Genomic DNA, 13716 nt, shown 5'->3' on the forward strand with positions numbered 1-13716 from the left:
GGCCGCCACGTTCAGCCCTGCTCGGCGTCGAGTTGGTGGTCCGCCCAGACGTAGCTTTCCGGGAGCAGGTCGGTGACGGGGACCGTGCGCATGCGGTCGCCTTCGCCGACGATGACCTTGAGGGCCGGGAAGTAGTCGAGCATGACCTGACGGCACCGGCCGCACGGCGGAACGACTCCACGGTCGCGGTCGCCCACGGCGACGACGGTGTCCAGTTCGTAGACGCCCTGGGCGGCCGCCGCGCCGATGAGGACCAGCTCGGCGCAGGGACCTCCGGTGAAGTGATAGGCGTTCACCGCGGTGAGGATCCGGCCGTCCCGGGCACGGGCCGCCGCCATGGTGTGGTTGTCGCCGCGGCAGCGCGTGCGGGCCACGTCCGCCGCGGCCTGGACGAGTTCGTGGTCGACGTGAGGGCTCCGCGAGGTCATCGGGCGACGTTGACCTGCCCGGCGAAAACGCGCAAGCGGATTTCGGGTGGGCCGGCCGACGATGTCGGGGTCCAGGTTCCGCAGGACCGACAGGATCGCCTTCCGCCTGGCCTGCCACGGCTCGAAGCGCCACCACGGGTTCCAGGTCACGGTCCGGATCCGCGGCCACCCGTCTTCGCCGCCGGCGCATCCGAGACCATGGCGGCGACAGTCGCAGTCCCTTGCCTGAAGGAGTCGCACCGACGATGTCCCGCCTCGACGACCGCCGCTTCCGCGTCACCACCGCGATCCAGCGCCGCTTGAACCCGCTTCTGCGCCGCCTTCCCTTCCAGACCGTCATCGAGACGACCGGCCGGGTGTCCGGGCTGCCGCGGCACACGCCGGTGGGGGGCCGGCGTATCGGGGACGTCTTCTGGCTGGTGTCGGAGTTCGGGGAGCTGTCCCAGTACGTGCGCAACATCAAGGCCGATCCGCGCGTGCGGGTGCGGATCGGCGGGCGGTGGCACACCGGGACGGCGCGTCTGCTGCCCGACGACGACGCGGCGGCGCGCCTGCGCGGCCTGCCGCGGTTCAACAGCGTGGCGGTGCGGGCCCTGGGGACGAACCTGCTGACGGTGCGGGTGGATCTGGACGGGTGATCAAAAAGTCCGCCCTGTGCAAGATCGGCCCACATGCGCCATGAAGGTCAGTATGATGACGGCATGACGATCAACATGACGATGAGCCTGCCCGACGAGGTGGCGGCCTTCGTGAAGGCCAAGGGCAATGCCTCCGCCTATACGGCCCGCATACTGCGCCGGGAGATGCTGGCCGAGGAGATGGCGAAGTCCGCGCGGGTGCGTGCCGAGGCCGGCATCAGGACAACGGCCGCGGAGCCCGCCGAGAGCGAAGAGGCCACGCTGGAACGGTGGGGACGGGTGGCCGGCCGGTGAAGCGAGGTCACGTCTACGAACTGCGCTTCGCCGGCGGACCCGCGCATGTTCTGGTGATCTCGTCCGACGCCCTCAACGATCAGCACAAGTCGGCCACCTGCGTGCTGATCTATCCGCAGCAGGTTCGCGAGGCCACGCTCGTGGACATCCCCGTGGGTACGCCCTCGGCGGGCACGATCGTGCTGGGCGAGTTCCGCACCCTGTCCGCCACCCGGTTCACCGAGGACCTGGGACCGGTGGAGGAGCGGGTCATGGAGGCCGTCGAGATCGGGCTTCGAGCCGTGCTCGACCTGTAGACCGAAGCCCGAGGCCGGGCAGGCATCTCACCCCGGCCACACGATCGACTGCACCTCGCTGTACGCGTGCAGCGCGTAGGAGCCGACGTCGCGGCCCACCCCGCTCCTCTTGAAGCCGCCGAACGGGGCCTCCATGTTGCGGCCGACCGTGTTGATGCCGACGCCTCCGGCCCGGAGGCGTCGGGCCAGGCGGAAGGCTCTCGCGATGTCGCCGGACCAGACGTAGTCGATGAGGCCGTAGTCGCTGTCGTTGGCCAGGGTGACGCCTTCCTCCTCGTCGTCGAAGGGGATGACGACGACGACCGGGCCGAAGATCTCCTCGCGGGCCACCCGCATGTCGTTCGTGCAGTCGGCGAGGAGGGTGGGCGGGACGTAGAAACCCCGCTCCAGCGGCGGGCGTTCGCCGCCGGCCGTCACCACCGCGCCCTCCTTGCGGCCGAGTTCGACGTAGGACTCCACCCGGTCGCGGTGGGTCGCCGAGATCAACGGGCCGACCACCGTCTCCGGGTCGCGCGGGTCGCCCACCTTCAGGCGGCGGGCGTACGCCGTGAGGCCGTCCACCAGACGTTCGTAGACGCCCCGTTGGGCCAGTACACGGGTCGGGGCGGTGCAGATCTGGCCGCTGTAGAAGGAGAACGTCGTCCCGATGCCGGCCACGGCCGAGCCGATGTCGGCGTCGTCGAGGACCAGGGCCGCGCCCTTCCCGCCGAGTTCCATCAGCTGCCGTTTCATCGACCGGCCGCACACCTCGGCGATGCGCTGCCCGACCGCCGTGGAGCCGGTGAAGCTCACCATGTCGACGTCCGGGGAGGCCACCACCGTCTCGCCCACCTCGACCGAGCGGCCCGAGACCACGTTCACCACCCCGCGCGCACCCCGGCCGCCTCCAGCGCCTCCGCCATCCGGTAGACGGACAGCGGGTCCTGCGGGGCGGGCTTGACCACGACCGTGTTGCCCATCGCGAGCGCCGGGGCGATCTTGCCCGCCGGGTTCGCCCACGGGTTGTTGTACGACGTGACGCAGGCGACGACGCCGACGGGCTGGCGGACGGCCAGCGCGCCCATCACGCCCGCCCGCCCCATCGGCCCGGCCTCGTTGATCTGCGGTTCGATCGCCCACTCGGCGGGCTCCACACGCGCGTACCGCCGGAATCGGGCGGCGCCGACGCCGACCTGCATGGCCCGCGCGGTCGCCGTCGTCGCGCCGGTCTCCGCCCGCGCGAGTTCGGCGTACGGCACGAGGTGGCCGCGGATGACGTCCGCCGCCCGCGCCAGCACCGCCGCCCGCTCACCGGGTGCCGTACGCGACCACGGACCGAAGGCCTCACGGGCCGCGGCGCAGGCCGCCAGCACCTGGTCCCGCGAGGCCTCCGGCGCCCACCCGACCCGCTCCTCGGTCGCCGGATCGGTCACCTCGTAGTGACCCCCGTCCGGCTCCGCCCACCGGCCGCCGACGAACAGCCGCTGGTTCACCGGGTGCCCACCGTCCGCGTCGTCCCCGCCCCGAACGCAGCACCCTTCCCCGGTACCGCACCGGTCACCACGTCGTCCCGGATCGCCGCCACCCCGTTGACCCACACCGCCCGCACGCCGAGCGCCTTGGAGTCCAGCCGCGGACTGTCGCCGGGCAGGTCGTGCACGAGGGTGGCCGGGCCCGCCTCGATCCGCTCCGGGTCGAACAGGACGAGGTCGGCGTGGCAGCCCTCCTCGATCCGGCCCCGCCCGCGCAGCCCGAACAGCCGCGCCGGATCGTCCGTCAGCATCTTCACCGCCTGCTCGAGGCCGACGAGTTTCCGGCCGCGCAGACAGTCCCCGAGGAACCGGGTGGTGTACGGCGCCCCGCACATGCGGTCCAGGTGCGCGCCGGCGTCGGAGCCGCCGAGCAGTACGTCCTCGTGCTGCCAGGTCTCGGCCCGCAGCGACCAGGACGCGGGGTCGTTGTCCGGCGGCATGGGCCACAGGACCGTACGCAGCTCGTCGGCCGCGCAGATCTCCACCAGGCAGGTGAAGGGGTCCTGGCCGCGCTCGGCCGCGATGTCCCTGACGACCCGGCCGGACAGGCCGCGGTTCGCCTCGCTGTAGGTGTCGCCGATGACGTACCGGCCGAAGTTCGCCAGCCGCCGGAAGACTCCCGCCTCCTTGGAGTCCGCGCGCCTGAGCAGCTCCGCCCGGACCTCGGGGTCGCGCAGTCGGGCGATGCGCTCCGGGACCGGCAGGCCGAGGACCGGGCCCCAGCCGGGGATCAGGTTCAGGGCGCAGAAGGTGCCCAGGGACATGTTCATCGGCGTGAGGATCGGCATGGTCAGGGCGACCACCCTGCCGCCCGCCTTCCGGGCCCGCTCGCTCGCCGCGAGCTGTCTGGGCACCCGCTCGGGGACGGCCGCGTCGATGGTGAGGACGTTCCAGTTCAGGGGGCGTCCGGCCGTCGCGCTCAGCTCCGCGAACAGGTCGATCTCGGCGTCGCTGAACTGGTCCAGGCAGCCCGCGGCGATCGCCTCGATCTGCGTGCCCTCGTGCTCGCCGACCGCCTTCGCCAGCGCCAGCAGCTCCGCCGGGCGCGCGTGCCGGGAGGCGACCGGCTGCCCGTCACCGTCCGAGTGGGTGGCGGACTGGGTGGTGGAGAAGCCCCAGGCGCCGGCGTCCATCGCCTCGTGGAGCAGCGCCACGATCCGTGCGAGCTGCTCCTCGCTCGGCTGCCCGCCGACCGCGTCCGGGCCCATCACATACCGCCGCAGCGCGCAATGGCCGACCATGAATCCGGCGTTGACCGCGATCCGCCCCTCCAGGGCGTCGAGATACTCCCCGAACGAATGCCAGCTCCACGGCGCCCCCTCCTCCAGCGCCACCAGTGACATCCCCTCCACCTTGGACATCATCCGCCGGGTGTAGTCGGCGTCCTCGGGGCGGGAGGGGTTCAGCGGGGCGAGGGTGAAGCCGCAGTTCCCGGCGACGACGGTGGTCACCCCGTGGTTCAGGGACGGGGTGGCGTAGGGGTCCCAGAACAGCTGGGCGTCGTAGTGCGTGTGCGGATCGACGAACCCGGGCGTGAGGACCAGCCCGGCGGCGTCCTCGACCGTGCGCGCCGCCTCGGTGACCTTCCCTACGGCGGCGACACGGCCGTCCCGGAGACCGACGTCGGCGATACGGGCCGGCGCCCCCGTCCCGTCGACGACGGTCGCGCCTTTGATGACGTGATCGAGCATGGGGGTGCCTCCTCAACTCCGAGGGCATCGGCATCAGCGGGGATGAACGCCCGTGGGGCTCAGGCGGCGGCCCGACGGAACCGAGTGGTCCGGTGCACGGGGTCCGTGTCGATCTTCGGGATCACGTGCTCCCCGATCAGCCGGATCGTCTGCAGCGTCTCCTCCTTCGGCACCCCGACGGGCAGTCCGAAGCTCAGCTGATCGGCTCCGGCCTGCTCCCACCTCTTGCACTGCCGCAGCACCTCGTCCGGGTCGCCGCAGATCAACAGCTCCTCCTCGACGAGGAGTTCGACGAACTCGGCGGTGTACTCGGGCAGCGTCTCGGGCCAGGCGGGGAACCCCTCGGGACGGGGGAACGTGTCGTGGTACCGGAACACCAGCGACGGCAGGTAGTGCAGTCCGCCGCTCACCGCGATCCGGATCGCCTCGTCGTGCGTCGGGGCGCAGATCGCCGTCGTGGTCACCATCACGTTGTCGTTGACGAAGTCACCGATCGGCTCGGCGTTCACGATCGCCGTCTTGTACTGCTCCAGCACCCACTCCATGTCGGCGACCTTCTGGATGCTGAACCCGAGCACCCCGAGCCCCTTGCGGGCGGCCATCGCGTACGACGGCGGCGAGCCGGCGGCGTACCACATCGCGGGGTGGCTGCTGCCGTAGGGCTTGGGCAGCACCTTCCTGGGCGGGAGCTGCCAGTGCTTGCCCTGGAAACCGACGTACTCGTCCTGGAGCCACATCTTGGGGAACTCGGCGATCGTCTCCTCCCAGATCTCCTTCGTGTGGTTCATGTCGGTGATGCCGGGGAGGAAGCCGAGGATCTCGTGGGAGCCGGCCCCGCGTCCGCTGCCGAACTCGAAGCGGTTGCCAGTGAGATGGTCGAGCATGGCGACCTTCTCGGCGACCTTCACCGGGTGGTTGACCTGGGCCAGGGGGTTGAAGATGCCGGAGCCGAGGTGGATGCGTTCGGTGGCGTGGGCCAGGTAGCCGAGGAAGACGTCGTTGGCGGAGAGGTGCGAGTACTCCTCCAGGAAGTGGTGCTCGGACGCCCAGGCGTACTTGAATCCGGACCGGTCCGCCTGGATGACGTACTCGGTCTCCTCCATCAGTGCCTTGTGCTCGGCGAGGGGGTCGGTCTCGGCCCGCTTGCCGACGTATCCCTGTACGAAGAGTCCGAATTCCAAGGAGGTTCACCGTCCCCGGTCCCTAGGTATCTGATGTGGCGTCAGATCGCTGACTGTGGCACCGCCCGCCTGCGGCGTCAATAGCTGACGGATCGTCAGATGACGGTGACCCCGGCGAGCCAGCCCCCGTCGATCACGAACGGCTGGCCGGTGATGTACGACGAGTCCTCGCAGGACAGGAACAGTGCGAGCCGGGCCACCTCCTCCGGGCGTCCCACCCGGCCGAGCGGCACCAGCTTGCGGTACAGCGCGTCCAGGGCCCGCGACGTCTCCTCGGTGTCGGCGTCCGGGTCGAGGTGGGCCGGGTTGGACATCGCCGTGTCGATCGCGCCGGGGCACACGGCGTTGACACGGATGCCGCGCGGGGCCAGCTCCAGCGCGGCGACCCGGGTGAGCCCGACGACGGCGTGCTTGGTGGCGGCGTACGACCCCACGGCCGCCATGCCGGACAGGCCGGTGCAGGAGGCCGTGTTGACGATGGTGCCGCCGTCCGTCAGCTCCGGCGCGACGGTCTTCACGCCGAGGAAGCAGCCGACCTGGTTGACCCGCACCACCTGCATGAACTCGTCCAGCGGGGTGTCGACAAGGGCGTTGAACCGCAGGATGCCCGCGTTGTTGACCAGCCCGTCGATCCGCCCGTACGCCCGCTTCGCCGCCGCCACCGCATCGGCCCAGTCGGCCTCCTCGCCCACGTCGAGATGGACGTACAGGGCCCGCAACTCGGCGGCTAGGGCATGCCCTCGCTCGTCCAGCACGTCCGCCACGACGACCCGCGCGCCCTCCTCGGCGAAGAGCCGCGCCTCCTGCTCCCCCTGCCCGCGCGCCGCACCGGTGACGATGACGACACGTCCGTCCAGCTTTCCCATCGCTCCTCCTTCGGAAGTGGCGACGGCACGGTAGCTGACGCTGCGTCAGCAAAGAAGGGCGGCGGACGGGCGAGGAGGGCCCGTCGGCGGGTGCCGTCCCCCGGCGCACTCACAGCATCGGCGCGACCTCTTCCCCGAAGGCGGCCATCTGGTCGGTGAGTTCGGTACGACTGCGGGAGCGGAAGCGGACCTGGATCTGGTGGACGCCCATCGCCCGGTACTCCCGGAGTGACTCGGCGATCGACTCCGGGGTGCCGTGGAGGGTGCGGCGGCCTACGTCCCAGGCGGGGGTGGAGACGTAGAGGGGTTCGGTGAGGGCGCCGATGGTGAGGGGGGTGTCGCCGCGGAGTCGGCGGAGGCGGTCGATCTGTGCGGGGAGGCGGTCCCTGGGGTCGCCCTGGGGGAGCCAGCCGTCGCCCCTGAGGGCGGCCCGGCGTACGGCCGCGGGTGACGAGCCGCCGACCCAGACGGGGACCCGGGCCTGGGCCGGTCGTGGCCGCTGCCCCAGTGCCTCGAAGTCGTACGCCTTGCCGTGGTGTTCGGGGAACTCCTCGGGGCCGAGCGCGGCGCGCAGGGCGTCGATCGTCTCGTCCAGGAGGGCGCCGCGCTGCCGGAAGTCGACGCCGAGCGCCTCGAACTCCTCCGGTACGTGTCCGGCGCCGACGCCGAGGATCAGCCGGCCGCCGCTGAGGTGGTCGAGGGTGGCGTACTGCTTGGCGGTGAGGAGAGGGTGCCGCAGGCCCACCACGGCGACGTGGCTGAGCAGTCGGACGCGTTCGGTCACGGCGGCGAGGTGGGCGAGGGTGGCGACGGGGTCGTACCAGACCGTGCTCATGGCCCCGGCGAGCCGGCGCGGTACGGCGACGTGGTCGCAGCAGGCGACGTACGCGAACCCGGCGCGGTCGGCGGCACGGGCGACGGCGACCAGGTCGGCCGGGCCCGCGCCGGTCTCCCAGGGCTCGGTGTACAGGGTGGACTGGGACTGGACGGGGAGCTGGATGCCGTACTCCAGGCCGGTCACCGTGTCCCACCGGCCCACAGGCCGTCCGGCGTCAGCCCGAGCAGGTCGATGGCGTTGCCGCGGACGATCCGGTCGACGACGTCGGCGTCCAGGTGGCCCATCTGCGCCTCGCCGACCTCGCGGGACCTGGGCCAGGTGGAGTCGGAGTGGGGGTAGTCCGTCTCGTAGAGCACGTTGCCCACGCCGATGGAGTCCAGGTTGCGCAGCCCGAAGGCGTCGTCGAAGAAGCAGCCGTGGACGTGCTCGGCGAACAGTTCGGACGGCGGGCGGTGGACCTTGTCGGCGACGCCGCCCCAGCCGCGGTTCTCCTCCCAGACGACGTCGGCGCGCTCCAGGATGTAGGGGATCCAGCCGATCTGGCCCTCCGCGTACATGATCTTGAGGTTGGGAAAGCGCTCGAACTTGCCGCTCATCAGCCAGTCGACCATCGAGAAGCAGCAGTTGGCGAAGGTGATGGTGGAGCCGACGGCGGGCGGGGCGTCGGTGGAGGTGGACGGCATGCGGCTCGACGAACCGATGTGCATGGCGATGACGGTGCCCGTCTCGTCGCAGGCGGCGAGGAAGGGGTCCCAGGCGTCGGTGTGGACGGACGGCAGGCCGAGGTGCGGGGGTATCTCGGAGAAGGCGACGGCGCGGACGCCGCGGGCGGCGTTGCGGCGGACCTCGGCGGCGGCCAGTCGGGCGTCCCAGAGGGGGATGAGGGTGAGGGGGATCAGCCGGCCGTGGGCGGCGGGGCCGCACCACTCCTCCACCATCCAGTCGTTGTAGGCGCGCACGCAGAGCAGGCCCAGTTCGTGGTCGGCGGCCTCGGTGAAGGTCTGCCCGCAGAAGCGGGGGAAGGTGGGGAAGCAGACGGCGGACTGGACGTGGTTGACGTCCATGTCGGCGAGGCGGGCGGGGACGTCGTAGGAGCCGGGGCGCATCTGCTCGTAGGTGATCACCTCCAGTCTGATCTCGTCGCGGTCGTAGCCGACGGCGGTGTCGAGGCGGGTCAGGGGCCGGTGCAGGTCCTCGTAGACCCACCAGTCGCCGACCGGGCCCTCGTCGCCGGGCTGTCCCATGACGGGCTTGAAGCGTCCGCCGAGGAAGGTCATCTCGCGCAGCGGGGCGCGGACCGTGCGGGGGCCGGTGTCCAGGTACTTCTTCGGCAGGCGGTCCTGCCAGACCGTGGGGGGTTCGACCGTGTGGTCGTCGACGGAGATGATCTGCGGAAAGCTCTCATGGGTCTCCATGAGGGCACGGTAGCGCCGATCTGACGGTCCGTCAGCAACTGTGTCGGGCGCCTTGGGTGAGCGACTGTGATCGAACGTGCGCGGAGCCGTGTGCCGAGCGTGTCGACTCCCGTGTGCGCAGAGCGTGTGGCGACCGTGTGGACTCCCGTGTCCCGCTCTGTGATCGGCGTCTCGCACGGCTGACGGGCCGGGCAGGGACAGGGCAAACTGACATAGTTGGTCATCATGCCCGGGCGTTTCTTTCGGATCAGCCTGACCCGGAGACGCGGTGCCTGTCTCACGCCGTGAGCGGGGCCTGGTGCGTGCAACTGCAAGGCGGAGGAGGCGTCGACGCGATGGGGGTCCCCCGCGCGAGCGAAGCCGGGCGTGGTGGAGTCGGGAACCACGACGACGCCGCAGCTGTGCGCACCGGGCCCCGCGGCCCCAGGGTGATCCGAAAGAGACGACCGTAGGGGGAGCCCGATGGACGACCGTGTACCGCGCGTGCCGGAGCAGAAGCGTCCCGGCTCCCTCCGGGAGCCGGTGACGCTGCGCTTCGACGTGCTCGGCCCGGTGCGAGCCCGCCGCGGCGAGCAGCCGCTGGCCACCGGCTCCCCCCAGCAACGCGCCCTGCTCGCCGCCCTCCTGCTCCGCGAGGGCCGTACGGCCACCGCCGCCGAGCTGATCGACGCGCTGTGGGGCGAGGAGCCGCCCTCGCAGGCGCTGGCGGCGGTACGGACGTACGCCTCCCGGCTGCGCAAGGTCCTCGATCCGGGCGTCCTGGTGAGCGAGTCCGGCGGATACGCGGTGCGCGGGCTCCGCGAGGGCGCCCTCGACCTGGCGGTGGCGCAGGACTGGGCGGCCGAGGCGGAGAAGGCGAAGGGGGCCGGTGCCCTGGGCCGGGCGCGGGAGCTGCTCAACCGCGCCCTCGGCCTGTGGGACGGCGAGGCGCTGGCCGGCGTACCCGGCCCCTACGCGGAGGCGCAGCGCGTCCGGCTCGAGGAGTGGCGGCTCGGCCTCCTCGAATCCCGTCTCGACATGGACCTGGAGCAGGGCTGCCACGCGGAGGCCGTCTCCGAACTGACCGCGCTGACGGCGGCGTACCCGCTGCGCGAGCGGTTGCGTGAACTGCTGATGCTGGCGCTGTACCGCAGCGGCCGGCAGGCGGAGGCCCTCGCCGTGTACGCCGACACGCGGCGGCTGCTCGCGGAGGAACTGGGCGTCGATCCAAGACCTGGCCTGCGCGAACTCCAGCGCCGCATCCTCCAGGCCGACCCGGACCTCGCGGAGCCCTCCGCACAGCAGGCCGAGCCGAGCCCCGCCCCCGTGCGGCCCGCGCAGCTCCCCGCCACCGTTCCCGACTTCACCGGCCGTTCCTCCTTCGTGACCGAGCTGAGCGAGGTGCTCGCCGGGGCGTCCGGCGACGGCGGCCGCGTCATGGCCGTGTCGGCGCTGGCGGGCATCGGTGGCGTCGGCAAGACGACCCTCGCCGTGCACGTCGCCCACCGGGCCCGACCCGCCTTCCCCGACGGGCAGCTCTACGTCGACCTCCAGGGCGCCGGCTCGCGCTCCGCCGAGCCCGAGACGGTCCTGGGCGCCTTCCTCCGCGCCCTCGGCACCGCCGACTCGGCGATCCCGGACTCCCTGGAGGAACGGGCGGCGCTGTACCGCTCGATGCTCGACGGCCGGCGCGTGCTGGTCCTGCTGGACAACGCCAAGGACGCCGCGCAGGTACGTCCGCTGCTGCCCGGCACGGAGGGCTGCGCGGCCCTCGTCACCTCCCGCGTGCGGATGGTGGACCTGGCCGGGGCCCACCTCGTCGACCTGGACGTGATGTCGCCGGAGGAGGCGCTCGCGCTCTTCACGAGGATCGTCGGCGAGGAGCGGGTCGCCTCGGAGCGTAAGGCCGCGCTGGACGTCGTCGCCGCCTGCGGTTTCCTGCCGCTCGCGATCCGTATCGCCGCGTCCCGGCTGGCTTCCCGGCGCACCTGGACGGTGTCCGTCCTCGCCGCCAAACTCGCCGACGAACGCCGCCGCCTCGACGAACTCCAGGCCGGTGACCTCGCGGTGAAGGCCACCTTCGAGCTGGGCTACGGCCAGCTGGAACCGGCCCAGGCCCGCGCGTTCCGCCTGCTCGGCCTGGCGGACGGCCCCGACATGTCCCTCGCCGCGGCGGCGGCCGTACTCGATCTCGCGCCCGAGGAGACCGAGGACCTGCTGGAGTCCCTGGTCGACACCTCCCTCCTGGAGTCCGCCGCACCGGGCCGCTACCGCTTCCACGACCTGGTCCGCCTCTACGCGCGTGCATGCGCCGAACGCGACGAGTCGTCGCCGGGCGAGCGGGCGGCGGCGATGTCGCGGTTGCTGGACTTCTATCTGGCCACGACGGCCCAGGTGTACGCGATCGAGCACCCCCGCGACCGGCTGGTCGACGACCTGGAGGCCACCAGCTATCCGGGGCTGCGCTTCACCGAAGGGGCGGCGGCCCTCGACTGGCTGTACACGGAGGCGGGGCCGCTGCTGGCCTGCGTACGGCAGGCGGCGGGCACGGCGAGACTCCGCCGGGCCGTCGACCTGCTGTGGGCGGCCAAGGACCTGACCGAGTCGGGAGCCAACTCCCACCAGTACGAGACGGCGGCGCGGGCCACCTGCGACGCCACCAGGGCCATGGGTGACGAGCGAGCGGAGGGCAGGGCGCGCACGGTCCTCAGCGATGTGCTCCTGGTCTCCGGCCGCATCCGGCAGGCGGAGGACGAGGCCAAGGTCGCCATGGCGCTCGCCAGTGCCGCGCACGACGCCACCGCCGTCAGCTGGGTGGCCAACAACCGCGGGCTCATATGCCTGCACCAGAGCCGCTTCGGCGACGGCAAGGTCTTCTTCGACCAGGCCCTCGAAGGTCTGCGGGCCTCGGGCAACCGGCCCTTCGAAGCCACCGCCCTGGGCAATCTCTCACGCGCGTACCTGGGAATGGGCAACACCGACAAGGCCGTCGAGATCGCCCGCCGCGGCCTCGCCGCGCACAGCGAGATCGGCCGGTCGGTACGGCTCGCCAACAGCCACTTCGCGCTGGGGGTCGCGCTGACCCAGGCCGGCCTGCACGCCGAGGCACTGACGGAGTTCTCCGATGCCCTGCGCATCTTCAACGAACACCGGCAGCGGCTGTGGGAGGGCGTCACCAACTTCCGTATCGCACAAGTGCACCTCGCCGCGCGCCGCCCCGCGCAGGCGGCCCAGCACGCCGAACTGGCGCTCACCCTGGGATGCATCGGCGGTGACCGGATGCGGGGGAACGTCCTGACGCTCCTGGGACGTGCCCTGGCCGAGCTGGCGCAGGTGGACCGGGCGCGAGCGTGCTGGCAGGACGCGCTCACCCTCTACGAACAGAGCGGCGCACCCGAGTCGGACGTCGTGCGCGGGCTGCTGACGTGCGCCTCCGCAGGGTGACGGACGCGCTTCTTCCCGGCCGGCCTTGGGCGTTCAGCGTTTGTTTATCCGCACCCGGCACTGTCTTACGCGTCGGACCGTCGCGTCGGGGGGCAGACGGTTCGGCCAGGAGCCGACCAGTTAGTGTGCGGCTCCGAGCGCCCGTCCGGCAGCACTCGGGGGAGCCTCCGGACGGGCGTTCCTCACTCGTCACCACAGCAGAGGAACTCAGTCCCATGACCGACCAGAAGAAGGACGCGCCCGTCTCTCCGCAGAACAACGCGATGCCCACGCCGCCTGCGACGGACGCGACGATCACCACCCTGAACAACGCGATGCCGAGCGAGCCGGCCACGGGCGAGGCCGTCACCACCCTCAACAACGCCATGCCGGCCCCGCCCGCCCTGGACCTGGACGGCGACGGCAAGTAGACCTTCACCACACACGGGGACCGATCGACGCGGCGGCGCGGAGGGGGGCCGCCGCGGTCGAGGTGCGTCCGGCGGGCCGCCAACTCGCAGGACGTAAGCGGTGCTTAACGTTCCGCTCGTCCGGCGCAGCCCAGAGTTCAGAGATCCTTCGGGCTGACGGGGTGTGAACGGGCCTCGCGGGCGGCAACCATTTTGACATGAACCTGTTGCCCGATGGGCGGGCGACAGCCTCATGGAGGTGTGGGATGCACCGCAGACTCGGCACCACTCTTGCCGCCTCGACCCTCTCCCTCGGAGCCGTGTTCGCCACCGCGGCCGCAGCCGAGGCCGCTCCCGCCGACAAGCCCCAGGTCCTCGCGAGCTGGACGCAGACCAGCGCGTCGAGCTACAGCCAGTGGACGGCCGCACGTTCGAACCAGTCCGCCTGGTCCGCGTACGGCTTCAACTGGACGACCGACTACTGCTCCTCCTCGCCGGACAACCCGCTCGGCTTCCCCTTCTCCACGTCCTGCGCCCGGCACGACTTCGGCTACCGCAACTACAAGGCGATCGGCACCTTCGACGCCAACAAGTCCCGGATCGACAGCGCCTTCTACGAAGACCTCAAGCGCGTGTGCAACAACTACAGCGGCGCCACCAGGACGACGTGCAACAGCACGGCCTGGACCTACTACCAGGCCGTCCGCGCCTTCGGCTGAGCACACCGGCGGGGCGCTCCCGGCGGG

General features: G+C 71.7%; 12 protein-coding genes and 1 pseudogene. 6 read left to right on the forward strand and 7 right to left on the reverse strand.

Features of this window, described 5'->3' with window-relative positions:
- Positions 1–11: 11 nt before the first annotated feature.
- A complete protein-coding gene (locus BM536_RS15150) occupies positions 12–428 on the reverse strand; it encodes a cytidine deaminase family protein (protein WP_073493699.1) in 417 nt (138 codons plus the stop codon).
- A 245-nt stretch (positions 429–673) separates the two neighbouring features.
- Between BM536_RS15150 and BM536_RS15155 the strand changes: the two genes are divergently transcribed.
- From BM536_RS15155 to BM536_RS15165, 3 genes are all read left to right on the forward strand, one after another.
- A complete protein-coding gene (locus BM536_RS15155; protein ID WP_094103030.1) occupies positions 674–1066 on the forward strand; it encodes a nitroreductase/quinone reductase family protein in 393 nt (130 codons plus the stop codon).
- A 63-nt stretch (positions 1067–1129) separates the two neighbouring features.
- Complete coding sequence (locus tag BM536_RS15160) at positions 1130–1360, forward strand: hypothetical protein (protein ID WP_073493701.1); 231 nt, start codon at positions 1130–1132, stop codon at positions 1358–1360.
- Positions 1357–1656, forward strand: coding sequence for a type II toxin-antitoxin system PemK/MazF family toxin (locus BM536_RS15165; protein WP_073493703.1), 300 nt, complete (start codon positions 1357–1359; stop codon positions 1654–1656). The genes BM536_RS15160 and BM536_RS15165 overlap by 4 nt, the downstream gene beginning before the upstream one ends.
- Positions 1657–1683: 27 nt before the next feature.
- Here BM536_RS15165 and BM536_RS15170 read toward each other — a convergent pair.
- From BM536_RS15170 to BM536_RS15195, 6 genes and pseudogenes are all read right to left on the reverse strand, one after another.
- A pseudogene (locus BM536_RS15170) lies at positions 1684–3116 on the reverse strand (aldehyde dehydrogenase family protein).
- A gap of 8 nt (positions 3117–3124) precedes the next feature.
- On the reverse strand, positions 3125–4858 hold the full coding sequence (locus tag BM536_RS15175; RefSeq protein ID WP_073493705.1) for an N-acyl-D-amino-acid deacylase family protein: 1734 nt from the start codon (positions 4856–4858) through the stop codon (positions 3125–3127).
- 59 nt (positions 4859–4917) lie between these two features.
- Positions 4918–6039: an LLM class flavin-dependent oxidoreductase gene (locus tag BM536_RS15180; RefSeq protein ID WP_073493707.1), complete on the reverse strand. Its 1122-nt coding sequence runs from the start codon at positions 6037–6039 to the stop codon at positions 4918–4920.
- A 95-nt stretch (positions 6040–6134) separates the two neighbouring features.
- Positions 6135–6905 (reverse strand): SDR family NAD(P)-dependent oxidoreductase, encoded by a 771-nt coding sequence (locus BM536_RS15185; RefSeq protein ID WP_073493709.1) that lies wholly within the window; start codon positions 6903–6905, stop codon positions 6135–6137.
- Positions 6906–7014: 109 nt separating this feature from the next.
- The gene (locus tag BM536_RS15190) at positions 7015–7917 is read right to left on the reverse strand and encodes an LLM class F420-dependent oxidoreductase (RefSeq protein ID WP_073493744.1); all 903 of its coding nucleotides are present in this window, start codon (positions 7915–7917) and stop codon (positions 7015–7017) included.
- A gap of 5 nt (positions 7918–7922) precedes the next feature.
- On the reverse strand, positions 7923–9158 hold the full coding sequence (locus tag BM536_RS15195) for an amidohydrolase family protein (RefSeq protein ID WP_073493711.1): 1236 nt from the start codon (positions 9156–9158) through the stop codon (positions 7923–7925).
- A 462-nt stretch (positions 9159–9620) separates the two neighbouring features.
- On the opposite strand from BM536_RS15195, the gene afsR reads away from it, so the two are divergent.
- From afsR to BM536_RS15210, 3 genes are all read left to right on the forward strand, one after another.
- Positions 9621–12581, forward strand: coding sequence for an SARP-family global regulator AfsR (gene afsR / locus BM536_RS15200; RefSeq protein ID WP_094103031.1), 2961 nt, complete (start codon positions 9621–9623; stop codon positions 12579–12581).
- Positions 12582–12796: 215 nt separating this feature from the next.
- Positions 12797–12991, forward strand: a complete 195-nt coding sequence (gene afsS / locus BM536_RS15205) for a regulatory protein AfsS (protein ID WP_073493713.1) — start codon at positions 12797–12799, stop codon at positions 12989–12991.
- Positions 12992–13236: 245 nt separating this feature from the next.
- On the forward strand, positions 13237–13689 hold the full coding sequence (locus tag BM536_RS15210) for a phospholipase (protein WP_073493715.1): 453 nt from the start codon (positions 13237–13239) through the stop codon (positions 13687–13689).
- Positions 13690–13716: the final 27 nt, after the last annotated feature.

This window comes from Streptomyces phaeoluteigriseus, assembly GCF_001896135.2.
GTDB lineage: Bacteria > Actinomycetota > Actinomycetes > Streptomycetales > Streptomycetaceae > Streptomyces > Streptomyces phaeoluteigriseus.